Source organism: Streptomyces sp. NPDC127129, assembly GCF_042671585.1.
Lineage (GTDB): Bacteria > Actinomycetota > Actinomycetes > Streptomycetales > Streptomycetaceae > Streptomyces.
In genome coordinates this window covers 705922-731579 of record NZ_JBHXTV010000001.1, presented here as the reverse complement: position 1 = coordinate 731579, position 25658 = coordinate 705922, and the positions used below count along the sequence as shown (strand labels likewise).

The following is a 25658-nucleotide window of genomic DNA, read 5'->3' as shown; positions in this document are numbered from 1 at the left end:
TCCCGAGGAATGAAGGAAGCACCGCCATGGCAGCACCTTCGGCAGCAGTCGAGCGCATCGTCATCGAGAACTGTGCGATCGCGACCGTGGACGCCGACGACACCGAGTACGCCACCGGCCACCTCGTCGTCGCCGGCAACAAGATCGAGTCCGTCGGCGCCGGCAAGGCCCCCGAGGGCCTGGAGAACGTGGTCCGCCGGATCGACGCCACCGGCCATCTGGTGACGCCCGGTCTGGTCAACACGCACCACCACTTCTACCAGTGGATCACCCGGGGCCTGGCCACCGACCACAACCTCTTCAACTGGCTGGTGGCGCTCTACCCGACCTGGGCCCGCATCGACGAGGCCATGGTCCGCGTCGCCGCCCAGGGTTCGCTGGCCATGATGGCCCGCGGCGGTGTCACCACCGCCATGGACCACCACTACGTCTACCCGAAGGGCTCCGGCGACCTGTCCGGCGCCATCATCGGTGCCGCCCAGGACATGGGCGTCCGCTTCACCCTCGCCCGCGGTTCGATGGACCGCAGCGAGAAGGACGGCGGCCTGCCGCCGGACTTCGCCGTCGAGACCACCGAGGGCGCCCTGGCGGCGACCGAGGAGACGGTGAAGAAGTACCACGACGCCTCCTTCGACGCGATGACCCAGGTCGCCGTCGCCCCCTGCTCCCCCTTCTCCATCTCCACCGAGCTGCTCCGCGAGGGCGCCGCGCTCGGCCGCCGCCTCGGTGTGCGCATGCACACGCACGGCTCGGAGACCGTGGAGGAGGAGAAGTTCTGCCACGAGCTCTTCGGCATGGGCCCGACGGACTACTTCGAGTCCACCGGCTTCCTCGGCGAGGACGTGTGGATGGCGCACTGCGTCCACATGAACGACTCCGACATCGAGGCCTTCGCCCGTACGAAGACCGGTGTCGCCCACTGTCCGTCCTCCAACGCGCGGCTGGCCGCCGGCATCGCCCGGGTACCGGACATGCTGCGGGCCGGCGTCCCGGTCGGCCTCGGCGTCGACGGCACCGCCTCCAACGAGTCGGGCGAGCTCCACACCGAGCTGCGCAACGCCCTCCTCATCAACCGCCTCGGCGTCCACCGCGAGGCCGCGCTCAACGCCCGCCAGGCCCTGCGCCTCGGCACGTTCGGCGGCGCCCAGGTCCTCGGCCGCGCCGACTCGATCGGCTCGCTCGAGGCCGGCAAGCTCGCCGACTTCGTCCTCTGGAAGATCGACGGCCTCGGCCACTCGTCGATCGCCGACCCGGTCACCGCGATCGTGTTCGGCGCCGCGGCCCCGGTGACGGCCTCGTTCGTCAACGGCAAGCAGATCGTCGAGAGCAACCGCCTGCTCTTCGCGGACGAAGAGGCGATCGCGCGCGACGCGCGTGCGGAGGCGCAGCGCCTGGCCCGGATCACGGCCCAGGGCTGACCTCCCCAAGGAGTCCGACCGAGGGGGACGGCCCTCGGTCGGTCGCCGCGGACCCGAGCGGGGTCCGTGGCCGGCCGGACGGGGGGTGTCCGTACGAAAAGAGGTACGGCACCCTCCGGACGGTCGACGTGTCCCCCTCCCGGGCACCCACCGCGAGCGGTTTCCCCACGACCGCTCGGTCCGCCGAAGTCCCTCGAAGCCCCCGCAACACAGTTCCTTCCTCATGAGCCGCACACCGTGAGGCGCACGACCTGAACCGCTTTGCACCACCTCCATGACACCCACGTCTCCGCCGACGTGTTACCCGACCGGAGGAACCTCCGTGGCCATCAAGCCCAGGTTTCGCAATGAAGCACAGGATGAAAGCGCCGCCGACTCGGAGGACCGGAAGCATCCGGTCGACGAGACTCTGCCGCCTCTGAAGATGATGACCAGCGGTCTGCAGCACGTGGCCGCCATGTACGCGGGTGTGGTCGCCCCGCCCCTGATCGTCGGCGCGGCCGTCGGACTCTCCGGCACCGAACTGACCTTCCTCACCGGAGCCAGCCTCTTCACCGCGGGGCTCGCCACCTTCCTCCAGACGCTCGGCATCTGGAAGATCGGCGCCCGGCTGCCGTTCGTCAACGGCGTCACCTTCGCCGGTGTCGCGCCGATGCTGGCGATCGTCGACACCACGGACGACAAGTCCGACGCGCTGCCGATCATCTTCGGCGCGATCATCGTCGCCGGTGTGCTCGGCTTCATAGCCGCCCCGTACTTCTCCAAGCTCGTCCGCTTCTTCCCGCCGGTCGTCACCGGCACCGTGATCACCCTCATCGGTGTCTCGCTGCTGCCGGTCGCCTTCGGCTGGGCCCAAGGGCCCAACCCGGCGGCCGAGGACTACGGTTCGACGACCTATCTCACGCTCGCCGCGATCACGCTCGTGGTCGTCCTCGTCCTGCGCCGCTTCACCCGCGGCTTCCTGAAGCAGATCGCGGTCCTGGTCGGCCTGGTCATCGGGACGCTCATCGCGATCCCGTTCGGGGTCACGGACTTCAGCCCGGTGGCGGAGGCGTCGATCGTCGGCTTCCCGTCGCCGTTCCACTTCGGCGCCCCGCAGTTCGCGCTCGCCGCGATCATCTCCATGTGCGTGGTCATGCTGGTGTCGATGACCGAGTCGACCGCCGACATGCTCGCGCTCGGGGAGATCGTCGACCGTCCGGCCGACGAGAAGACCATCGCGGCCGGACTGCGCGCCGACACCCTCGGCTCGGCGATCAGCCCGTTCTTCAACGGCTTCATGTGCAGCGCCTTCGCCCAGAACATCGGGCTGGTCGCCATGACGCGGATCCGCAGCCGGTTCGTCGTCGCCTGCGGCGGCGGCTTCCTGGTCCTGATGGGCCTCTCGCCCGTCGCCGCCTCGCTGATCTCGGTCGTCCCGCGGCCGGTGCTCGGCGGCGCGGGCGTCGTCCTCTTCGGATCGGTCGCGGCGAGCGGTATCCAGACGCTGGTCAAGGCCGGTCTGGAGAAGGACAACAACGTGCTGATCGTGGCGGTCTCACTGGCCGTCGGCATCATCCCGATCACGGCGCCGGAGTTCTACCACGCCTTCCCGGAGACGGCGAAGATCATCCTGGACTCGGGCATCTCGACCGGCTGTGTCGCGGCGGTCCTGCTGAACCTGGTCTTCAACCACCTGGGCAAGCGCGGCGACGAGGACACGGTCACCGCGCCCATGGAGCCGGGCGAGGAGATCTCCGAGACCCGCACGGCGAAGGCGGCGCACGTCCACTGAGCGCCTCGCCTCCGCCCCACGAGCCGGTTCCCGCGTGTGACGCGGGGACCGGTGTCGTGCGTGGGGCGGCCGGCCTCGGCCCGTCTTCGGAGGTCACCCCGTCCGCCGCGCCCGCCGTACCCGCGGTCGTCCTCGTCAACCCCAACACCTCGGCGGCCACCACCGCGATGATGACCGCCATCGCCCGCCGGGCCCTCGGTCCGACGGTCCGCGTCCGCGGGGTGACGGCGGCGCGCGGTCCCCGGATGCTCACGGACCCGGCGGCGCTGCGGGCCGCGGCCTCCGAGGTCGTCGCCTCCGGCGGCCGGGCCCTCGCCGCCGGCGACTGCGCGGCGCTGCTGGTGGCCGCGTTCGGCGACCCGGGTGTGGCGGAGCTGCGGGCCTTCTCTCCGGTCCCGGTCGTGGGCATCGGAGAGGCCGCGCTCCTGGAGGCGTCCGCCGGGGGCACCCGCTTCGGCATCGCGACGACGACCCCGCGCCTGGCGGGTCCCATCGCAAACGCCGTGGAGGCGCTGGGCCTCCGCGACCGCTTCACCGGCCTCCGCCTCACCGGGGGAGACCCCCACGCCCTGTCCGCCGACCCGGCCGCGCTCACCGATGCCCTGGCGCGCGCGGTCCGGGAGTGCGTCGTACGGGACGGCGCCCGGGCCGTGGTGATCGGCGGCGGCCCCCTCGGCGAGGCCGCGGAACTCCTGCGCCCCCGCTTCACCGTCCCGGTGATCGCCCCGATCCGCGCGGCCTGCCACAGCGTGGCGAGGCTGCTGTAGGCAGCGCGCTGGACCCGCGAGCGGCACGACGGGCCGTCGGCCGTCCAGGCACCTGGTCGACGGTGCGCCGGACCCGCGAGCGGCACGACGGGCCGTTGGCGTCCAGGCACCTGGTCGACGGTGCGCCGGACCCGCGAGCCGCACGACGAGCTGTCGGCTGGCCCGGGGACCTTGTCGACCGCGCGTCGGCCCGCCGGCCCGGCGTCCCCGCTCGCGGTCGGGTGCTCTCGGCGGGGCCGCCCCGCCGGCCCCCGCCCTCCTGGCTCCGGGCGTTCCGGGGACCCACCCCCGACCGCCGCACGCTCGTGGCCGGTCAGGACGTCGGCGGTCGCCACCCCGGCCGGCGCCCGCTCAGGCCCACCACACGGTCGAGCAGGGGCGCGTCGTCCGGGACGGCGACGACGGGGCCGAAGAAGCCGTCCTCGGCCGGGGCGTCGTCCGCCGGGGTCAGCAGCGCCTCGGACACGGCCAGATCCTCCTCCGTCACCTCGTACGGCTGGGCCGTCGCCCGCGCGAGGTCCCAGCCGTGGATCACCAGCTCGTTCAGCGCGACCTGCCCCATGACCGCCGCCGGCATCTCGACGCCGCCCGCCCGGGTGTCGCCCTCCCATGCCCCCGGCTCGCGCCAGGCCGCCGCCAGCTCGTCCAGGGCCTTCGGCAGGGCCGTGCGCCAGTCCTCGGCCAGGACCGGGCGGACCGAGCCGGGCGGCGTTCCGGTCGTCTCCCCGACGTGCTTGCGGGCAGCGTCGCGGAAGGCCGCGCTCAGCCCGGCGAGATGCGCGAGGATCTCCCGTACCGCGTACTCGGGACAGGGCGTCGGGTCCCCGAGCCGTTCGTCCCCGATGCCCTCGGCGAGTCGCGCCACCCGCTGAGCGGCCGGTCCCAGATCGATGTGCTCCGTGTTCTCCATGCAGATGCAGACCGCCGGGGGCACCGGAACTCATCGCTCGGTCCCGATGCGACGCGCACACTCCTGCGCCAGTGCGGGATAGGCCGCCGCGATCGCCTCGTAGACCCTTCGGCGCAGCAGCCGTTCGGCCTCGGCCCGGCCCGTCGAGCCGTACAGGCCGTCGAGCAGGTACTCGTACCGCGACAGGGCGTGCCGCAGATAGTTCACCTGCCACCGCACCAGCGCTCCGGCCCCCGCCCCGCCGGGGCTGCGCGCCCCGAGGAGGTGCCGGTGCCGCACCGCGCGCCGCTCCAGCTCCACCGCCGGGAGCCGGGGCACCTCGATCGGCTGTGCCCGGATCGCGGCGAGGACCGCCCGCCGTCGCCGCTCGGCCCCCGCCTCCGCCGCCGAGGAGCGGCTGCCCGAGGCGGCCGCGCACCGGGTGAACTCCGGCGTCCTCTCCACCGCTTCCACCCGCGCCATCAGATACAGCCGCACGGGCGCGACGGACCACCGCCGCGGATCCCGTCCCTGCACGTCGGGCGCGCCCAGCAGGTCGCGCACCATCGCGTCGCTCCAGCCGCGCCCGCGCAGCCCGGCCAGCGTCGTGTAGATCGTACGGTCCGTCATGATTCCCCCTCGGATCGTCACGGAGAGTGACGAATCCAGTGAAGCGCACCCCACTGACAACGGCCCCTTGCCGGGCGCCTCCATGCCGTGGGATACAGGTCTGGACCTTTTCGACGGACGGAGGCATTCCTGTGCAACGCCCGCTCGCCGCAAGCGTGTTGACCGTCGCACTCCTCGCCGTAGCCGCCTGCTCCGGCGGCCCCGAGAAGGACACCCACGCCCCCGGCGCCCCCACCGGAGTCACCGCGTCCGCCGGAAGCGCCGGCACCGTCCACGTCATGTGGAGCGCGTCCGCCGACGACCGGGCCGTCACCGGCTACGAGGTCTACCAGCAGGGCCGCAAGGTCAAGGACCTCCCCGCGACGACCCTCATGACCGACATCGTGAACCTCACGCCCTCGACCCCGTACACCTTCACCGTCCGCGCCCGCGACGCCGCCGGAAACCGCTCCCCGCACAGCGCGACCGTCCCCGCCACCACCCTCGCCGCCACCGCCCAGGACCGCGCCGCGCCCTCGACGCCCCAGGCCCTGCGCGCCACCCCCGACGGCAGCCACGCGGCCACCCTGACCTGGACCCCGGCCCGCGACGACACCGAGGTCACCGCGTACGACGTCTACCAGGCCGACGCCCGGATCCACACCGTCCCCGGCACGGCCACCACCACCCGCCTCACCGGCCTGCGCCCCGGCACGGTCTACTCCTTCACGGTCCGCGCCCGCGACGCCGCCGAGAACTCCTCCCCGGACAGCGGCCCCGCCGACCTCACCACCGCGCCGGCCCCCGGAGCGGCCCCCAACACCGCCCCCACGGACCTCACGGCCAAGGCCACGAAGGGCGAGATCACGCTGACCTGGACCCCGCCCCGCACCGGCGCCCCGGTCACGGAACACCAGCTCTACCTGAACGAGGCCTTCGCCACCACGATCATCTGGGGCACCGACCCCCCGCCCGCCGAGGCCACCTACACCTTCACGGTCCCCACCACCCCCGGAACCCGCTACAGCGTCAAACTCCGCGCCCGCCTCCCCGACGGCACCTGGGGTGACTTCTCGGCCCAACGCACCGTTGTCGTGCGTTAGCAGAGTTACGCAAGGGAAGTAGTAGATGGTCCAGACCGGGCCGCGCGTACGTGCGGTGTGGGACTTCGACCTCGTTGTCGAGCGGCTCGACGGTTCTGCTCCAGTCTCGCTCCGGCTGCCTGGCTGATGAGGGTCCGTTGAAGTCATGGCCAGAGATCGAGAGAGCGTGGACCGCTGAGCACAGGGCCGCACCGGGGTAGGGTCAATGACTTGGAGACTCGCGCCGGACGGCGTAGCGGAATCACCACGGAGGTCGAACCGTGTCGGCAGCTGGTACGCCGGCGGCGCCCAAGCCCGGGCCGCCCCGCAAGGAGCGTTGGTTCCAGCCCCGCCGGTCCACCCACACCTGGGAACAGGAGGGCCTCGATCACATCCGGCAGTTGATGCCGTCGGCGGAGCCCTATCGCGCTTGGGCCACGTTCTCCTTCACCGCCGCCTCCGGGCGCACGAACGAGTGCGACCTCTTCATCGCGGTGCCCGGCGGTCTCTATCTTCTCGAGCTCAAGGGACACCCTGGCCGCGTCATCAATCACGGAGACACGTGGCAGTTCCATGCGGACCGAGTGCGCACCCTGAAGAACCCCCTGCATCTGACTGACCTCAAGTGCAAGGAACTCAAGGGGCAGTTGGAGCGGGCGGCTCGGTCGATGGGAGTCGACCCGCGTCGCGTCCCCTTCATCAAACCCGCAGTCTTCCTCCACGACTCCGGACTCGTCAGCGGACTGGACGAGTTCCAGCGGATCAACGTCTACGGTCGCAACGACGGTGCGAGCGGCCTGGGCAGAATCTGGGACGACTTGCTCGGCAAGCCGCCGGAGCGGGAGAGCTGGCGCATCACCCCGCAGTCCTCGCAGCTGCTCGAGCAGCTGATGCAGAAGATCGGCATCAGCCACTCCACCGCTCATTTGCGTTTCGGTGACGACTGGAAACTCGAGCCGCGTGTGCTCGACGCCGGTCCCGGCTGGGAGGACCGTCTCGCGGTCCGCGTCGATGGCCTTGTCCAAGAGGAGGGCCGGGTACGGATATACCTCGTCGAGCAGATGGCCGGCGAGGCCGCCCGGCGGGCCGCGGATCGAGCTGCCCGCCGCGAGTACCAGGTGCTGCAGGGTATTACCCACCGGGGCATCGCCCAGGCTGCCCAGATCCATCAGCATCAAGGCGGCCCGGCGATTCTGTTCCGGCATCGCCATTCGGATCTGCGACTCGACGCCTACCTGGCGGCATACGGCGGCAAGCTCACACCTGAGGTCCGACTCGACCTTGTGCGCCAGCTGGCCGAGGCACTCCGCTACGCGCACAATCGGTCGCTCTACCACCGGGCCCTGTCAGCCAGATCGGTGTACGTCTCGGCCAAGGAGGACGGCTCCGCTCCGGCCGTGCGCATCACCGACTGGCAGACCGCCGCGCGTGACTTCGAGACCACGTCGATGCGTTCGATCGGAGACACGCCGCTCGACGGGGGGCTGATCGAGGACTCCGCCCAGGTCTACCTGGCCCCGGAGACAGACCAGGAGTTCGCCGACCCCGTCGATCTGGACCTCTTCGGGCTCGGCGCCCTCTCCTACCTGATCCTCACGGGGGAGGCACCTGCCCCTCAGCGCAGTGCCCTGATCGAAAGGCTGTCGGCCGAGGGCGGACTGCACCCGTACGCCGTGGCCGACGGCCTCTCGGACAGTCTTGACACCCTGATCTACCGGGCCACTCGCGCCGAGGTCGTGGACCGGCTGCCCGGAGCCGACCGCTTTCTCGACCTCCTCGACGAGGCGGAGCAACAGGCCGCGACCCCAGATCAGCCCGCGACAGTGGAGACCGATCCTCTGACGGCGCTCCCCGGCCAGCCCGTGGACGAGATCTGGACGGTCAAGCGGGTCCTTGGGACCGGCGCCACCGCACGGGCACTGCTGGTCGAGCGAGTGGTCGAGGAGCCTGTCGGGCCCGATGACAAGACCGTCGTCGTGGAGCGGGTCTTCAAGGTCGCGCTCGACCAGGACAAGGACGCACGGCTCTACGCGGAGGCGAACGCCCTCAAGACGGTGGGCGGGGGCCGGATCATCCGGCTGCTCGAGGAGCCGAGGGAGATCGCCGGCCATACCGTTCTGGAACTCGAGTACGCGGGGGAGACCTCCCTGGGTGCGCGACTGCGCGGCGAAGGGCGGCTCACCTACGATCAGTTGGAGCGATACGGCAACGACCTGTTCATCGCGCTCGACCAGCTTGCCGCCAAGGGCGTGCGGCACCGCGACATCAAGCCGGACAACCTGGGTCTGCACAAGCGCGACGACGGCTCGTGGGAGCTGCTGCTGTTCGACTTCTCGCTGGCCGACGCGTCCGAACGAGACATCACCGCCGGAACGCGCGGCTACCTCGACCCGTTCCTCGGCAGTGCCCGTCGCTCGCTCTACGACGACCACGCCGAGCGGTATGCGGCCGCCGTGACGCTGCACGAGATGGCTTCCGGTGAGCGACCCGTGTGGGGAGACGGTCAGAGCGACCCTCGAGTGAGCGAAGACGTAGAACTGTTCGTTGCTGCCGAGCTGTTCGAGCCCGGGCTTCGCGACGGGCTCACCGCGTTCTTCCATCGCGCGCTGCACCGTGACGTCGACCGACGCTTCGACACGTTCAAGCAGATGGAGGACGCCTGGCGACAGATCTTCCGTACCGCCGACTCCGCGAAGCCGGTCACCACTCCTGCCACCGTGGGTGCCCTGACGGCGACCACGGAAGAAGCACGCGAGACCGCGGCGGCGGCAGCAGAGTCGACCACGGCCCTGGACGCGGCCGGGCTCTCCCCGCGAGCCGTCTCCGTCGCCAACGGGCTGGGTGCGGTGACAGTCGGTGAACTCCTCGACGTGCCCCCGCACACCATCGCCCGTGCGCGAGGCGCAGGCACGCTCGTACGCAGAGAACTGAACCGACGCCATAAGCAGTGGACCGCGATGCTCAAGCGCCCGACTGTGACCTCGGAGCGCCCCACAACTGCGCTGGAATCAGCCCTTTCCGATGCTCTGACATCCGCGCCGCAGGACGAGGCGCGGCTGATTGCCAACGAGTCGGTCGACTCTCTGGCAGCCAGACTCGTTCCGGGCCCTGCACGGAAGGGCAACCTGCGCCCGGACGTCGTACGCCTGACTCTGGGGCTGCCTCGCACCAAGGAGGAGGGAGGCGACCTCTCTCCCCTCGGTCCCTGGCCGCCGCAGACGCTGATCGCCAAGCACCTCGGCAGCAGCCAGCCCACCGTGTCCCGGCACCATGTCGCGGCGATCGAGGAGTGGTCCACCACCGGCTGGATCACGCATGTCCGAGACGAACTGGTGCAGATTCTGGCCCTGGCGGGCCGCGTGATGACCGTCCAGGAAGCCGCTGGTGAGCTTCGCGTACGCCATGGCGCCGGCGACGACACCGCTGAGCGAACGCTGGCGAAGGCACTTGCCGTCGTCCGTGCGGCGGCCGACGCCGAAGCACTGCAGCGGGGCAACGAGCAGGATCCGCGGCTCGAAGTGCTGCGCCGGGGATCCCGTGTGCTGCTCGCGCTCGACTCCCTGCCCGGCACCGATGATCCCACTCCACAGGAGCTGGCCGACTATGCCGCGGCACTCGGCGCGGCCGCCGACCGGATGGCTGCGGAGGAACCACTGCCGGGCCGGGCCACAGTCGTACGGACCCTTCGGGAGGTGCCTGCGCCGGAGGGTATGACGCCGCTGGCCGACACTCGTCTGGTCGGGCTGGCGGCCGTGGTGTCGCAGGACGCCTCCGCGTCGCCGCGACTGGAGATCTACCCCAAGGGGCTCGGTCTTGCCCGCGCCATTCGCATCTCTCAGGCGGTAGCCGGTGTCCGCCGCGAAGTCGGCCTCTCCACCGGAGAACTCATCGCCCGGGTCAAGGCACGCTTCCCCTCCCTGCCCCTCTCGGAATTGCCCACGCACATCGAGATCGAGGACGCGCTTGCCGAGGCGGGATTCCCGCTGGAGTACGACACCGTACGCAAGCGCTTCTTCCCCCCGGCGGTCGAGGGGACCCGCTGGACCAGCTCCACCTACACCCGTACGAGCGTGCTCGTAGCGGAAGCACGGTCGGCAGTGGCCGCGGGCCGCGATCCGCAGGCCGTCGTGCGCGCCAAGCTGACCGGGGCCGCCGAGCGCGGAGGCTTCCTGGCACTCACACTCAAGGGCGCGGACCTGCCAGGCACAGCGGCCGCTCTGGCAGAGGAGTTCGGCGTAACCGCGGTGGATTTCAACGCCGAGTTCCTCGCGGTCTTCCGGGCGCTGGCCGCAGAACTGGGGACCGACTGGACCAAGGTCCTGCGCGCGGACGCCGCCTTCACCAGCGGAGGCGAGCTGAAGCCCGGACTGCGCTCCTACGTCCAGCGGGTCACCGATCGGCTGGCGGAACAGTTCACTACGCGCGCCGAGGAAGCAGGCCCCAGGGCGGTGCTGTTCTTCCACAACGCGAGTCTGCTCGCGCGCTACTTCGACGGCGGCGGCCACGACCTGCTGGTGAACCTTCAGCAGGCCGCCCGGCGCCCGGCGCAGCTCCCGCACGGGCTGTGGTGGCTGTGCCCGATGGAAGACCCCAAGCAGACACCGTCGTTGGACGGACGCACGGTCGAAGTCGTCGACCGCGCCACCGAGTGGACGCTGCTTGACTCGCTGTTCCTGAAGAGACTCAAGGAGGGGAGCGCAAGCGACGAGCGCTGAAGGTGCGTGTGGCCGACAACGGGTTCATACTGAGTTTTGGATCTCGGGCGTGTCCTGAGGGACGGGCTGATAAGCAGGTGTCTCCAGGGGGGCCTGTGAGTGTGGACACCCCTGTGCGCTCAGCTCAGGAGGTCACCCCATATGCCCCATCAGCGTCAGACCCTGCATACCGCGGCGAGCGATCCCGGTCTCGACCGGCTGAAGGCCGTGCTGGAAGGCTGGCGCCACTCGCTGCTTGACCTGGGTGGCCGTAACCGGCTGCTGAACTTCCGCCACGCGAAGACGGCGTCACTGGAGTTCACATCGCCCAGCGCCGCGACACTCCTGAACGGACTCGCCAAAGGCTGGGACTTCGCCCCGGTCGCGCCGGATCCCGCGGAATCCGAGGCCGACGGCATCAATGCGTCGGCGGAAGGCTCTGGAACCGGGGTGGTGACGCAGAAGCCCACTCAGGCGGCGCTCGACAGTGCCTTGTACCAACTTCGTCAGAAGTCCGGCCAGACGTTCAACGACTACGGTCTGTGGGTGCTGTGGCTGGGCGTCGGCATGCTGGACTGGCGCGAGGTCGGCGCCGAAGAAGGCAGTTCCGCGCCGCTGCTGCTGGTGCCCGTGGAACTGCGCCGTGACAAGGACCGTCGCTACCGACTGCATCCGGCTGACGGCCAGGACCGCATGCACAATCCCGCCCTTGCAGTGAAGCTCGAGCGGCAGGGAATCGACTGGAGTCGCGTCACGGACACCGACGTCACCGACCTCTCCGCCGTGATCTCCGCGGTTCGCTCGGCCGCAGCCGGCCAAGTCGGCTGGAAGGTCCACGAGCGGGTGGTGCTCGGCCTGTTCGCCTCGCATCGAGAGGCCATGTATCAGGACCTTCAGCAGAACGAGGAGCGCATCCTCGGGCATCCGTTGGTGAAGGCCGTCGCCCTCGGCCCTGGCGCCGGACTGCCGGACGATCTGATCGGTTTCGAGCCTCCGGAGCTCGACAGGATCGACGAAGTCCAGTTGCCCGAGGAGACACCGCTCGTTCTCGACGCGGACGCCTCTCAGCGGCAGTGCATCGCGGCCGCGCTCGACGGCCGTTCCTTCGTGGTGAGCGGTCCTCCTGGCACGGGCAAGAGCCAGACCATCACCAACATGATTGCCGCGCTCATGCACGCGGGCCGCAGCGTGCTGTTCGTCAGTGAGAAGGCCGCGGCCCTGGATGTCGTGCGCAATCGTCTGCGGAGCGTGGGTCTCGGCGACTTCGTCATGGGGCTGCACAGCGCCGACACGAGCAAGAAGGCGGTAGCCACCGAACTGGCCCGGGTGCTGACCAGCGAGGCCAGGGCCACGGGAGCGGCGGAGCACGAGCTGAAGCAGGCCCGCCGGCTGCGCGAGGAACTGTCCGCCTATGCGGCGGCGATGAACCAGACGCGTGAGCCTTTGCAGCGCGGCCTCCACGACGTCCTGGGACGCTTGATCCAGCTGGAGCTGGCCGGCACCCCGCAGCTTCCGCTGTCCGGGCAGAACGATCGGACGGTCGACAGGCTGAGCGCCTATGCGCTGCAGGAACTCGTCTCCGCCGCCGAAGCCGTCAGCCGTGCCTGGCGACCGGCCGCCGAAGGGGATTCCTTCCCCTGGCGGGGGCTGGTCGGAAATTCGGCACCCTCCGTGCTCTCTGAGGCGGCCGACGCACTGAGCGCCGTACGGGCTGCTGCGGTACGACGCCCGTTCGCTGCGACTCAGGGCGAACCCGCCTCGGTACGTGAACTCGAGCAAGCCGTACGCGCACTGCGGGACGGACTCCCCGGGCAGGACGGTGCAGCGGACGGAGGTCTGCCCGAGGACGCCTCCGACCAGCTCGCCCAGCTCGCGGATCTCTTCGGTGTGCCGAAGCCGGACCGAGCTGAGGCCGCCTTCGCGCTCTGTGAGCTGGCAGATCTCACGAAAGCCGATCACCGACCGCCGTCGGGATGGTTCGACGACGGCGTACGGAGCGCGGCACACAACGCCGCACGGGAACTGCGCCAGGCGCTGGCCGCCGAGGCCGAGGCGCGGGCAGCAGCGGAGGACGTCTTCGGCGAGCAGGTACTGAGCGCGACCGAACTGCCGGAACTGGCGGCACGATTCACCGACCAGCACAGCGGACTGCTGGCCCGCTTCTCGGCGCAGTACAAGGCCGACCGGGCCGCGGTGGCGGCACTGACGCACAGCGGCACCTGGGACAAGAAGCTTCCCGGTCGTCTCGAGCAGGCACTCGGCTGGCTTCACGCGACGGAAGAGCTACAGCGTCTCGCCGATCAGCACACCACCCTCCTCGCACGCTGGACACCGCGCACCGCGTCGCAGATCGAGGATCTCGCCCAGGCTCTGGCGACCGCCGACCGCATTGCCGAGCTGGGCGGCGGGGTCGCCCGACGCGAGCGACTGATCAGCCAACTGGCCGACGGCTCCGACACCGACCCGTTGCCCACGCTGCTCGCCGCGAACGTACGGAGCGCCCTGGCCACGTGGTGCACCACGGCGAGCCGCCGCGTCGAACGCTGGTCCGCGTCCGCGTCCGCACTCCTCGGCCTTTTCGACACGGCCAGGAGCGCCCAACTCTCCGCGTCCCTGTTGGGCGGCTTCGACCAGGCGCAGCAGCTGATCAACGTACTCCTCGCCGATCCGCACGGCCCGGACGAATGGCAGGCCTACCGTGCCGGTGTCGCCGTCCTCGCTCGCCATGACGCCGACGACCTCGTCGCGAACGCGGCCGAGCGCGGCATCGAACCGAAGCAGCTGCCCACCATCGTCGAGCAAGCGGTTCTCCGCTCCTGGGCCGACGCGGTCCTGGCCGGCGACGACCGGCTCCGCACCACCCGCTCAGAGGACCTCGACGCCCGGGTGGCGGACTTCCGCGCCGCGGACCGTCGCCTCATCGCGGCTGCCGGCGGGGCGGTGATCGAGCGGTGCAACAGACGTCGCCCGCGCAATCACAGCGGTGGCGGCAGCGCCGTCATCAAGCGCGAGGCGGAGAAGAAGACCCGGCACATGCCGGTACGCGAACTGCTCGGGCGTACGCGTGAGGTCGTCCAGTCGATCAAGCCGTGCTTCATGATGAGCCCGCTCACCGTCAGCCAGCACCTGCCTCCGGACTTCGCCTTCGACGTCATCATCTTCGACGAGGCGTCCCAGGTCCGCCCCAGCGATGCGATCAACTGCATCTACCGGGGGCGCAGCCTGATCGTCGCGGGCGACGACAAGCAGCTCCCGCCGACCTCGTTCTTCGACTCCTCGGTGGAGGACGATTCGGACGAGTACGCGGAGGACGTGCCCGACTCCTTCGAGTCCCTGCTGCACGCCTGCAAGGCTGGGGCGATGCGGGAGCTGCCGCTGCGCTGGCACTACCGCAGCCGTCACGAGGATTTGATCACCTTCAGCAACCGCGAGTTCTACGGGAACTCGATGGTGACCTTCCCCGGGTCGCTCGACAAGGGTAATGACGTCGGCGTGGACTTCCTCAAAGCGGACGGCGTGTACGACAGGGGTGGCCGCCGGGACAACCGGAGCGAGGCGGAGTTCGTGGCCGAGCGGGTCATGCACCACTTCGACACCCGCCCCGGCAGGACACTCGGCGTCGTCGCCCTCTCCCAGGCACAGGCCTCGGCCATCGACCTGGCCGTCCAGCAGGCCCGCATCTCGCGTCCCGACCTGGAACACTGCTTCACCGAGGACCGTCTCGACGGCTTCTTCGTGAAGAATCTCGAATCGGTCCAGGGCGACGAGCGAGACGTGATGATCATGTCCGTCGGATACGGCCCCGATGAGCACGGCACCCTCGGACTGAACTTCGGCCCCATCAACAAGGGCGGCGGTTGGCGCCGCCTGAACGTGGCGGTGACCCGTGCCCGCTACCGCATGGAGGTCGTCTCCTCCTTCCGCGGCACGCAGCTCAAGGACAGCCCCAATGTCAGCGTTCAGCATTTGAAGCGGTACCTGGAGTACGCCGAGCAGGGCCCCGCGGTCCTTGCCCGTGATGTCGTCCAGGGGGACGCCGAGCCCGACAGCCCGTTCGAGGAGTCCGTGCTCGAGGTACTTCGGGGCTGGGGCTACCAGGTCCAGCCCCAGGTCGGCGTCGCTGGCTACCGCATCGACCTCGGCCTGCGCCACCCCGAGCTGCCGGGCGCGTACGCCCTCGGCATCGAGTGCGATGGCGCGATGTACCACTCCTCCAAGACCGCGCGCGACCGCGACCGGCTGCGCGAGCAGGTGCTCAACGGCCTGGGCTGGCGGTTGTACCGAATCTGGGGCACGGACTGGTACCGGGGACGGAAAGCGGCGGAACTGCGGCTGCGGGAGGCGGTGGAGCAGGCGATCGAGCAGGGTCCCCTGGCCGTGTCGGGGCCGAAGCTGGTGCAGGATGCTGGGGCGAGTACGGCTGCCAGCGCGGCGGCCCAGGGCCGTGGACGGGTGGTGACCGTCCCGGTCGAGGAACCGCAGGTCGAGGTCGAGTATGAGCGTGTGCCGGTGGACACGGGAGGAGTGGAGCGCGAGTGGGCTGCTCCGTACCGCCCCAGCCGACTGACCGTGAGCTCGAACTACGAGATGCACACGGCCGAGGCACGGCCGGCCTTGCGCAACGTACTGGCGCAGATCGTCGAGTCCGAGGGGCCGATCCACCTGGACCTGCTCGTCCTGCGGGCGCGCGAGGCCTGGGGCGTGGGACGGGCCGGGAGCCGAATCCGGGACAACGTGACGTTCGTGGTGCGGAGCCTGGTGAACGCCGAGGCTGTCGCCCGGGACGGCGATTTCTACGACGCGAACGACCGGGGCGGACTGGATGCGCTGAAGGCACGGCGCCCTGAGGCCGGGGACACCCCGCGGAAGGTGACCCTCATCGCCCCGGCAGAGCGGCAGCTAGCTCTGTATGAGATTGCCATGGAATGCCCTGGTATGTCAGAGGACGAGCTGATCAAGCAGGTCTGCGACTTCTTCGGCTGGCGCCGGATGGGCAGCGACATCCGCGAGGCGCTTACGGCGGACATCGCCGAGCTTTACCGGCGCGGCGGGCTCGAAGGCGGACCGGGAAGGGTCAGCGCGGTCCGCTGACGGCGAGAGCGCGACAGGTCCGGACATTCTTTCTGAGCTGGCAGGATGGACGGACCGTAGGTTTGGGACGGGTTGTGTGTTACGGAGAGAAAGGCGCCGCCTCGTGGACAAGGCCGCACTGCTGAAGGACCTGCGCAAGCAGGTCACCGCGCTGGAGGACGACCTCAGGGCGCGGACGGACTCGGAGGACGAGTTCCGTGTGGCGCTTGAGCGTGAGTACGCGGCGGCGCGCGAGGCCCAGCGTACGGCGGCCACGTACGGAGCGTGGCGCGACGAACGCGTCACGCAAGCGGCGGCGGCGTGGGTCCTCGCGACGGTGTTTGTCCGCTTCTGCGAGGACAACGAGCTGATCACGGATCCGTACATCGCGGGCCCGGGGGAGCGGCTTGCAGACGCGGAGGACCGGCAGGCGGCGTTCTTCCGGGAGCGGCCGGAGCTGAACGACCGGGACTGGCTGGTTGCCGGCTTCGAGGCGCTGGCCGGCTCGCACGAGGCGGTGACGGGGCTCTTCGACCGGGGCCACAACCCGCTGTGGGAGCTGAGCCCGTCGTACGAGGCGGCGACGCGGCTGCTGGGCTTCTGGCGGGAGCGGGGTGCGGACGGCGAGATCGTCCACTTGTTTGTGGACGAGGAGCTGGACACCCGCTTCCTGGGTGACCTGTACCAGGACCTGAGCGAGCATGCCCGGAAGACATACGCGCTTCTACAGACGCCGGAGTTCGTGGAGGAGTTCATCCTCGACCTGACGCTGGAGCCGGCGATCCAGGAGTTCGGCCTCGATCCGGTGTGGAAGCACAAGCCGAAGGGCTGGCAGGGGACTGACCCGATCGCTCGGGGTCTGCGCTGCATCGACCCGGCGTGTGGGTCGGGCCACTTCCTGCTGGGGATGTTCGGGCGGTTGTTGGAGAAGTGGCGGGCGGCAGAGCCGGGCACGGACGACTGGGAGTTGGTGCGGCGCTCGCTGGAGTCGGTGCATGGGTGCGACAAGAACCCGTTCGCGGTGGCGATTGCGCGGTTCCGGTTGTTGGTCGCCGCCCTGAAGGCGTGCGGGGAGCGGCGGCTGAGTGCGGCGCCGGCGTTCCCGATCAATGTCGCGGTGGGGGACTCGCTGCTGCATGGGCGGGGCGCGGAGTCGGTGACGGAGACGCTGGACACGCTGTTCGGGGGCGATGGCGAGGGGATGTTTGCGTACCGGACGGAGGATGTGCGGGACTACGCGGAGCGGGTGGATCTGCTGGGGCGGGGGACGTATCACGTGGTGGTGGCGAATCCGCCGTACATCACGGTGAAGGACAAGCAGGAGAACGAGAACTACCGGAAGGCGTACGACGCATGCTCGGGCAAGTATGCGCTGTCGGTGCCGTTCGCGCAGCGGATCTTTGAGCTGGCGGTGCGGGCGGGGGGTGGCAGGCGGGATGGTGGGTTCACCGGGCAGATCACGGCGAACTCCTTCATGAAGCGGGAGTTCGGGAAGAAGCTTATTGAAGAGTTCTTCCCTAAGGTGGACTTGACGCACGTGATCGACACGTCAGGTGCCTACATCCCAGGGCATGGGACGCCCACAGTGATTCTGGCAGGGCGAAACCGAATCGCACGGCAGACGGAGCCACTTCGGGCTGTACTTGGAGTAAAGGGTGAGTCGAGCATCCCGAAGGTCGGTGCGCTTGGTCCGGTGTGGGTGTCGATCGTTGACCAGGTGGAGAAGCCCGGTAGTGAATCGGAGTGGGTGTCAGTTGAAGACGCGCAGCGGGACAAGTATGCCGCGCACCCATGGTCGTTGAGTGGTGGTGGGGCCAGCCTAGTTCTTGAGGCTTTGGAGGCCGCAAGGGTTGAGAAGCTGGCTGGTCGTGCGGAATCCATGGGCATTACCTCGGTCACGGGCGAGGATGACTTGTTCCTGCTGCCTCGGAATGGCGCCGCGCGGCGACTTGGTGTTGGATCAACGCGTCTAATGGTCACGGGTGACATTGTCCGAGACTACGATCTCGAGCCTCTTTATGACTCTGTTTGGGTCTACGACGATGAGCTAGAGACCCTTCCTCTTGAGCAGGTGGGCATGACGGCTCGCTTTCTGGGTGCGTATAGGACGGCTATCTCGCATCGGCGACGCTTTGGCGTCCCCATGCTCGATCGGGGAATGGCGTGGCATGAATGGCAGGAACTGTATCCCAGTAAGCTGAGGGAGCCTCTCTCGATCACGTTCGCATTTGTGGCGACGCATAATCACTTTGTGTTGGACCGGGGCGGGAAAGTCTTCAAGCAGTCTGCACCCGTGATCAAGCTGCTCAAGGGGGCAACGGAGGAGCAGTACTTGGAGCTGCTAGGGGTGCTTAACTCATCGACAGCCTGTTTCTGGCTCAAGCAAGTGAGCCAGGCGAAGGGTGGAGCTGACAATTCGAGCGGTGGAGGAAATCGCTGGGCCCCTGAGGCGTGGATCTCGCACTACGAGTTCACGGGAACCAAACTTCAGGAATTCCCCATTCCGGCCGAGCTTCCCGTCGGTTTTGGGAGAATCATGGATACGCATGCGCAGGAGTTGGCGACGCATGAACCTTCCGTGATCGCGGCCTCCTCTCTGCCTGCTCGTGCTTGCTTGGATGACGCCTTCGCGGAACACGAGAGTGTCCGGTCACGAATGATCGCGCTCCAAGAGGAGCTTGACTGGATCGTCTACGGCTCGTACAAGCTACTTACTCCCGGCGAGGTGGAAAATGCGACCCTTTCGGGTGTCATGGAAGTTCCTGAAGTCGCTCTCGGTGAGCGGGCATTCGAGATCGTACTCGCCCGAAAGGTAGCCTCAGGCGAGGTCGCTACAGCCTGGTTCGAGAGGCACGGATCCGCCCCTGTCACCGAGATTCCTGCGCGGTGGCCCGATGAGTACAAGGCTGTCGTTCAAGCTCGGATCGACATCATTGAATCTCGCAAGGACATCGCTCTTATTGAGCGTCCCGAGTGCAAGCGCCGCTGGACCTCTGAGCCCTGGGAGAAGAAGGAGAAGGAAGCCCTCTGCGCCTGGCTGCTCGATCGATGTGAGGACGAGAAGCTCTGGTTCGCCCTCCGGGATGGCTTCCCCGTTCCCCGGACGCTTACAGTTTCCCAGCTTGCCGACGCCCTCCGGCAGGATGCCGACGTGCAGGCGGTCGCCTCGCTGTATGCCACCGATCATATGGGCAAGCGCGACGCTACTCTCGCGTCCGTGCTTGCTGATGTCATCGCGAACGAGCACGTTCCCTACCTTGCCGCTTTGCGCTACAAGGACTCGGGTCTCCGGAAGCGCGCTCAGTGGGAGCAGGTTTGGGACCTACAGCGCGAGGAGGACAAGTCGGGGGAACGTCTCGACATCCCGGTGCCGCCCAAGTACAGCGGCGCTGACTTCCTCAAGCACTCCTACTGGTCTCAGCGTGGCAAGCTGGACGTGCCCAAGGAGCGGTTCATTTCGTACCCAGACGCGTCGCCCGATTCCGACCCCACCATCCTGCTCGGCTGGGCCGGCTGGGACGACAAGGATCAGGTCCAGGCGCTCGTCAACGTGGTCAATGACCGTACCGAGCAGGCTGGTTGGGACACCCCGCGGCTCGCTCCGCTCATCGCAGGCATCCAGGAACTGATGCCCTGGGTCCACCAGTGGCACGGTGAACACGACGAGGAGTGGGGCGGCACGCCCTCCGAGGAGTACCAGGCGTACCTGGACGAGCAGCGTGCCAAGCATGGACTCTCGGCGGAGGACCTTACGGCCTGGCGCCCGGAGAAGAAGACTCGCGGTCGGGCGAAGGTGGCCGACTGAGGGCCGCGCGTAAAGCCGCGTACACACGATTGCGCCCCGCCGACGGAACGGTCCGTCGGCGGGGCGCCATCGTGGTCAGGCTCAGCTCTGCGCGGCGAACCCCACGAAGGCCGCCCATCCTTCAGGCGCCAGGGACAGAACAGGCCCCGCCTTGTCCTTCGAGTCTCGGATGTGGACCGTGCCGGGGCTCGTTGCGACCTCTACGCAGTCGCCGCCTTCGGCGCCGCTGTAGCTGCTCTTGAACCAAGTGAGCGTGGCAGCGGAATCAGTGGTCACTTCGACGTTCATACCTCTCCAAGCAACTTCTCGATGAAGGCCAGCGACTCACGAGGGGTGAGAGCCTGCGCTCGGATAATCCCATAGCGGGCCGCGAGTGCACGGACCCCGTCTCGATCGGTGAGCAGCGTGCTCTTTCCCTGCACCTCCATGTAGCCGACCTGGTCACTGCCCCGACGGGTAAGCACGGTGAATGGTCCGTCCACACCTGCGTTGTCCTCGAGATCCTGCGGCATGATCTGGATCTCGACGTTTCGCTTCTCGCCGATGAGGAGGAGCTGATCGAGCTGACCACGCCGCACGGCCTTGCCGCCAAGGCAGCGCCTCAGGACGTACTCCTCCATGACGAAGCTGAGCAAAGGGGCCGGCCATCTGTTGAAGATCTCCTGCCGAGCCTGCCGTGCAGCAACTCGCTGCTCGATCGTCGCCTCGTCCAAGAGCGGTCGACGCATGCGCAGAAGCGCGCGGGTGTACTCCTCAGTCTGCAGGAGCCCCTTCATGACGTGGGTGTCGTACGCACACAGTTCGACGGCCTCGCCCTCCAACCGCGCCGCATCCCGAAAGAACGCCGGGTACTGCGCCTTGGCCACCTCCCTCTTGCTGGCCTTCAGCACCCCGCCCGCATCGAGCACCTCGTCCGCCATGTCGATGAACTTCGGCGGCGGAATCCGTCTTCCCTGCTCGAACGACGCGATTGTCGAGGCCGAGTACCCCGTCCGCGCCCCCACCTCCGCCCGTTCCATCCCCGCCCGAACGCGGCACAGCTTCAACTGCTGACCGAAGAGGTGCAGGATCCCCGAGCCGGACTCATCGCCGCCCTCACCCCTGTACTCCTGGTCGTCCTCAGACCCCTGCTGCTCCACCACGCCCGACACCTCCCGCGCCACGCCCCACACCACGTACACCGCGCGCCACCAACGCGTACAGCCCGTACCGTCAGCGCGTCACTCCTGGTCAACGGTACGCACGCTCCGCAACCGTTCTCCGCATGAACCAGGCAATTACTCCTCCCGTGGTGGAACAACATCCGACCACCACCCACGAGTTCACGATGCAGTTCACCTCCACCCCACGCGGAGCCCGTCTCGCCCGCCGGCTCGTCTCCCATCGGCTCGACGACTGGGGTCACCCCTACACCTCCAGCCCCAACGAGACCCTCACCCTCATCGCCGCCGAACTCACCGCCAACGCCGTCCGCCACGGCCACGTCCCCGGCCGGGACTTCCGTCTCCGCCTGCTCCTCGTCGCCACAACCCTCCGCATCGAGGTCACCGACACCCGTACGGAGAGGCGGCTCAACACCGACCTCACGCACGCACCACCGCCGATCGAGGAATCAGGCCGGGGCCTTTACCTCGTCCGCCACCTGGCCGACCGCCTCGGCTGGTTCCCCCCGGTAGGCGCTCCCGGGAAGACGGTCTGGGCAGAACTCGACCTCCTGGCAACACCACTCACCGCATCCTCATAAAAGTGAAAAGATCTGAAACAACAGTATCTGTCTCGCTAGCCTTGATCCGTCCCAGCGGGCCCCAACGGGCCCGCCCGCACCACGTTTCAGGACGACCGTGAAGATCAAGCGCGTACGCATCGAGAACTTCTGCTGCCTGCACAAGGTGGACATAGTCTTCGACGAGATCACCTCGTTCATCGGCCCGACCGGCGTCGGCAAGTCCACCGTGCTCCGCGCACTCGATTGGTTCTTCAACGGCGAAAAGTCGGTGGCCCTCACCACCGACGACATTCACTCGGCGGTGGCCGGTGCCGGCGGCGAGCGCATCTCCGTCGAGGTCGAGTTCGACGGACTGACCGACTTCGACCGCGAGGCCCTCGGCCGGTACGCCCCCGACGACGCCACCACCGTCAGCATCTGGCGTACCTGGGACAACGGTGAGGACAAGATCACCGGGAAGGCCCTCGCGTACGCGCCCTTCGACGAGATCCGGAGCGTGACCGGCGGCGCGATGGCGAAGCGCAGGGCGTACAACGAGCTTCGGGAGAGCACCCCGAGTCTCGGGCTGCCTCCCGCAGGCAGTGAGAAGGCGGTGAACGAGGCCATGCTCGCCTGGGAGCGGACGCACCGGGACCAGCTCACCGAGGCGGAGGTCGAGGACACCCACTTCTTCGGGTTCGCCGGGCAGAGCAAGCTCGCCCAGCTGATCGACTTCGTCTTCGTCTCCGCCGACCTGCGCGCCTACGAGGAGGCCGACGACCAGAAGGCCTCCGCCATCGCCCGCATCCTCGACCACGCCGTCGACCGCACCGAGGCCGACGCCCAGCTCGGTGAGATCGAGGAGAACGCTCAGCTCGCCCGCCAGGCGGTCCACGACAACATCTACGGCCCCGCTCTGAAGGACATCTCCGACGCGCTCTCCGCCGAGGTCGCGAAGCTCACCACCGGCCGTCAGGTCATAGTGACCCCGACCGTACGGGCGCCGAGGCCGGCCAAGACGGCGTTCCAGGTGAGTATCAAGGACGGGGCCGCCGAGACGTCCGTGTACCGCCAGGGGCACGGCTTCCAGCGGGCGCTGATCATCGCTGCGCTGAAGTACCTTGCCGACCGCAGGCGGCCGGAGGGCGGGACCCGGACGCTGTGCCTGGCGGTCGAGGAGCCGGAGCTGTTCCAGCATCCGCCGCAGGCGCGGACGTTCGCGAAGGTGCTGCGCGAGCTGGTGACCTCGTCCGCCGATGGGCGTACACAGGTGATGTACGCGACGCACAGTCCGGTCTTCATTGACCCTGCCGGCTATCACCAGGTCCGCCGGCTCACTCGGGACGCCGGAGCCGAGCACCCGGTCACCCGGGTGAGGCAGGTGACGGAGGACGAGCTGTGCCGGTCGCTGGAGGGGCTGGTGAAGGAGGAGGCCGTCCGGCGGCGTACCGGAGTCGCGATGGCGGGCTCACTTGCCGAGGCCTTCTTCGCCCACGCGGCGGTCCTCGGTGAGGGGACGACCGACGGCGCGGTGCTCGACGGGTGTGCGGAGCGGAACGGGATCAACCTCGGCGCCGAGGGAATCACCTACGTCGACGTGACCGGCAGGGACAACCTCCTGCTCAGTCACGCGATCCTGTCGGCGATGGGCGTGCCCTGCCACGTGGTCTTCGACGGTGACGCCGGAATGGAGGAGCGCAAGCGCGAGTCCGTGCGGAACCTCGACGAAGAGAAGCGGGCGGAGAAGGAGGCCGCCTTCGAGCAGCAGGCGCGAAAGATCTCGGGGAGCAATGCCGATCTGCTTGGCTACTTGGGGGAGTCCAGGTTGCCGTGGCCGGCGACGGGTTCTGCCGTCACGTACACGGTGTTCGCGGACAACCTGGAGACGTATCTCGGTGAGAGCTGGCCCTCCTGGGGCGAGCGGCAGCAGCAGCTGATCGCCGCGGGCGAGGGCGTCTCGGATAAGAACGCGGCCACGTACCGTGAGGCGGCCCGTACGGCCGCGGCGGACCCGCCGTACGTTCTCCAGGCAATGGTGGAGAACGTCAGGGGGATGGTTCGCTGACATCAGGCTCACCCGGTGTCGGGACTGGTGGAGGGCGCACACCGCGTGCTCCACCGGACCGGGCGGCCGCAGAGTGACCTCAACTGCACGCTCGCGACGCTTTCTCCGTCACGACCACGTCCTCCAAGCGTACGGAGAGGGGCTTTCCTCGCCGGGGGTCCCAGAGCCAGAGACGATCGCCGGACGGGCCGAACGTCAGCAACGGGCGGGTGGAAGCAAGCGGTCCGTTGAAGACGGCGATGTCCTTGTTCAGTGGTCTTACACAGACAAGGGTGCCCTGCACGCCGTAGTACGGGGCCGGGTCGTGGCCCGAAGTCGTGGCAGCCCGTGCACGATTTGCGGCAGCCTGCGCTCCGAGGAGACCCGCGGCCAGCGTCATGCCGATGACGAAGAGGCTCATGAGCGGAACACCGACCCGCACTATCCCCTGGGCATTGACCCATTGGTGGTAACGACGCATCCACCCGGCGAAGGAGAGGACGACCAGGGCGAGACCCAAGGCGATGGCGACGGGCTTCAGCGAGGCGGCGTACGACCAGTACACCGAGACCTGGACGGCTTCCGACGGGATGCCGAACCCGTACCTGAGGTACATCGTGTGCATCAGCCCTCCAAACCAGGGCAGGCTGAGCGCCAGGGCGGGGATGAGCGCCGGCACCGCCCAGTGGGCGTTGCGACTGAACCACGAGTGCACGAACGCGTAGGCGAGGCCGTAGAGAATCAGAATGGCTGCGAAGGTTCCGAAGACGGCGTACAGGGTCACGCGTGCGAGCTCGGCGGGAGGACCGGGTGATACGACGGCGAGGAGGAGGCCGGACGCGGCCAGCGGCCACGCAGCCATGGCGCCCCAGACCAGTTGGACCGCAAGAGGCGGTTGCTCGTGTCTGCGGGTGAGTTCACGTCCCACCGGCCACGCAAGCGCACAGGCGATGAGGAGCGGCAGGATGACGTACAACCCGTTCACGAGAACGATGGCGAATCCGCAAGCGACCCCCGCCGTGAGGTAGGCCAGCAAGGGGAGGACCACACGCCAGACCGGAATCGGGGAGGTCGGCGGCGGGTCCGCGGGGTCCCGGCCTTCCATGCCCGTGGGAACCCTCAACCCATGAGTTTCGGCGTAGTACGGGCGGCCGGTGAGAGCTCCGCGCTCCAAACGTGCGGCAACTGTCTCGACGGACGGCCGTCCGTGCTGCTTGACGAGTCGTACGGTCGTGCCCCAACCCAGTACGGAAATCCGGTCCAGGAGGCGGCTCACGATGCTCGGCTGCTCGGAAGGCGTAGAGGAAGCCTCCCTACGCCTGCGGTACGCATGCAGCACCGTTCGGTGATCGACGGACAGCTCGTGTTCGATCAGCGCCGCATCCACCACCCACATCCCGGCCTGATGCCGTCGTGCCAGCCCCTCGATCTCCGAGACCGCCGCCTGAACGGCTCCGAACCGTGCCCCGTGCAGGCGCACTTCCACCAACAGTCCACGTCGCCCACTCCCCAGAGCATCCCCTTCTCCGTCGCCAGGGGTCCAAGGCCGTACCGACCACCCTCGGCCCTCCAACAGTTGCGTCGACAGCCCTGCCTCCTCCGGACTGTCGACCACTGCGACAAGTAACTCAACCCGTCGGTTGAACGGCTCGACAGGCAAGGAAGGCAACGCCGGAGTCGCGCCCTCCTCGTGCCCGCGCAGGCCATCACCACCCCGCTGAGCCGGAATCGCCCTCCCTGCCATGCGCCGAGAAATCCGCCGCATACCTGACATTCCGCACCTCCGTGACCAGACTTCGCC

General features: G+C 68.6%; 14 protein-coding genes. 9 read left to right on the top strand and 5 right to left on the bottom strand.

From position 1 onward, the window contains the following. Nucleotides 1-26: 26 nt before the first annotated feature. From ACFVGW_RS03135 to ACFVGW_RS03125, 3 genes are all read left to right on the top strand, one after another. Nucleotides 27-1418, top strand: coding sequence for an 8-oxoguanine deaminase (locus ACFVGW_RS03135; RefSeq protein ID WP_383219664.1), 1392 nt, complete (start codon nucleotides 27-29; stop codon nucleotides 1416-1418). A 322-nt stretch (nucleotides 1419-1740) separates the two neighbouring features. Beyond that, nucleotides 1741-3192: a nucleobase:cation symporter-2 family protein gene (locus ACFVGW_RS03130; protein WP_385850502.1), complete on the top strand. Its 1452-nt coding sequence runs from the start codon at nucleotides 1741-1743 to the stop codon at nucleotides 3190-3192. Between the two features lie 56 nt (nucleotides 3193-3248). Beyond that, nucleotides 3249-3959, top strand: a complete 711-nt coding sequence (locus ACFVGW_RS03125; RefSeq protein ID WP_385850501.1) for an aspartate/glutamate racemase family protein — start codon at nucleotides 3249-3251, stop codon at nucleotides 3957-3959. A gap of 313 nt (nucleotides 3960-4272) precedes the next feature. Here the strand turns inward: ACFVGW_RS03125 and ACFVGW_RS03120 are convergent, their stop codons facing one another. Next, complete coding sequence (locus ACFVGW_RS03120; RefSeq protein ID WP_385850500.1) at nucleotides 4273-4869, bottom strand: TIGR03086 family metal-binding protein; 597 nt, start codon at nucleotides 4867-4869, stop codon at nucleotides 4273-4275. 30 nt (nucleotides 4870-4899) lie between these two features. Next, nucleotides 4900-5478 carry a hypothetical protein gene (locus tag ACFVGW_RS03115; RefSeq protein WP_383568034.1) on the bottom strand — a complete coding sequence of 193 codons (579 nt, stop codon included), beginning with the start codon at nucleotides 5476-5478 and terminating at the stop codon, nucleotides 4900-4902. Between the two features lie 131 nt (nucleotides 5479-5609). Here ACFVGW_RS03115 and ACFVGW_RS03110 point away from each other — a divergent pair, with 131 nt between their 5' ends. The 4 genes from ACFVGW_RS03110 to pglX all read left to right on the top strand — a co-directional run bounded on the left by ACFVGW_RS03110 (nucleotide 5610) and on the right by pglX (nucleotide 20108). Continuing rightward, nucleotides 5610-6560 (top strand): fibronectin type III domain-containing protein, encoded by a 951-nt coding sequence (locus ACFVGW_RS03110; RefSeq protein ID WP_385850499.1) that lies wholly within the window; start codon nucleotides 5610-5612, stop codon nucleotides 6558-6560. A 260-nt stretch (nucleotides 6561-6820) separates the two neighbouring features. Beyond that, on the top strand, nucleotides 6821-11254 hold the full coding sequence (pglW, locus tag ACFVGW_RS03105; RefSeq protein WP_385850498.1) for a BREX system serine/threonine kinase PglW: 4434 nt from the start codon (nucleotides 6821-6823) through the stop codon (nucleotides 11252-11254). Nucleotides 11255-11395: 141 nt separating this feature from the next. Continuing rightward, a complete protein-coding gene (locus tag ACFVGW_RS03100) occupies nucleotides 11396-16324 on the top strand; it encodes a DUF3320 domain-containing protein (RefSeq protein ID WP_385850497.1) in 4929 nt (1642 codons plus the stop codon). 103 nt (nucleotides 16325-16427) lie between these two features. After that, complete coding sequence (pglX, locus tag ACFVGW_RS03095) at nucleotides 16428-20108, top strand: BREX-2 system adenine-specific DNA-methyltransferase PglX (protein ID WP_385850496.1); 3681 nt, start codon at nucleotides 16428-16430, stop codon at nucleotides 20106-20108. An 81-nt stretch (nucleotides 20109-20189) separates the two neighbouring features. Here pglX and ACFVGW_RS03090 read toward each other — a convergent pair whose 3' ends face one another. Both ACFVGW_RS03090 and ACFVGW_RS03085 read right to left on the bottom strand, forming a co-directional pair. Beyond that, entirely contained in the window at nucleotides 20190-20396 is a 207-nt protein-coding gene (locus ACFVGW_RS03090) for a DUF397 domain-containing protein (RefSeq protein ID WP_385850495.1), read from the bottom strand. Further along, nucleotides 20393-21250 (bottom strand): helix-turn-helix domain-containing protein, encoded by an 858-nt coding sequence (locus ACFVGW_RS03085; protein ID WP_385850494.1) that lies wholly within the window; start codon nucleotides 21248-21250, stop codon nucleotides 20393-20395. The genes ACFVGW_RS03090 and ACFVGW_RS03085 overlap by 4 nt, the downstream gene beginning before the upstream one ends. A 122-nt stretch (nucleotides 21251-21372) precedes the next feature. Between ACFVGW_RS03085 and ACFVGW_RS03080 the strand changes: the two genes are divergently transcribed. Then, a complete protein-coding gene (locus ACFVGW_RS03080; RefSeq protein WP_385850493.1) occupies nucleotides 21373-21852 on the top strand; it encodes an ATP-binding protein in 480 nt (159 codons plus the stop codon). Between the two features lie 97 nt (nucleotides 21853-21949). Beyond that, on the top strand, nucleotides 21950-23878 hold the full coding sequence (locus ACFVGW_RS03075; RefSeq protein ID WP_385850492.1) for an AAA family ATPase: 1929 nt from the start codon (nucleotides 21950-21952) through the stop codon (nucleotides 23876-23878). A 79-nt stretch (nucleotides 23879-23957) separates the two neighbouring features. On the opposite strand, the gene ACFVGW_RS03070 is transcribed toward ACFVGW_RS03075, so the two are convergent. Further along, complete coding sequence (locus ACFVGW_RS03070; RefSeq protein ID WP_385850491.1) at nucleotides 23958-25343, bottom strand: hypothetical protein; 1386 nt, start codon at nucleotides 25341-25343, stop codon at nucleotides 23958-23960. Nucleotides 25344-25658 lie beyond the last annotated feature (315 nt).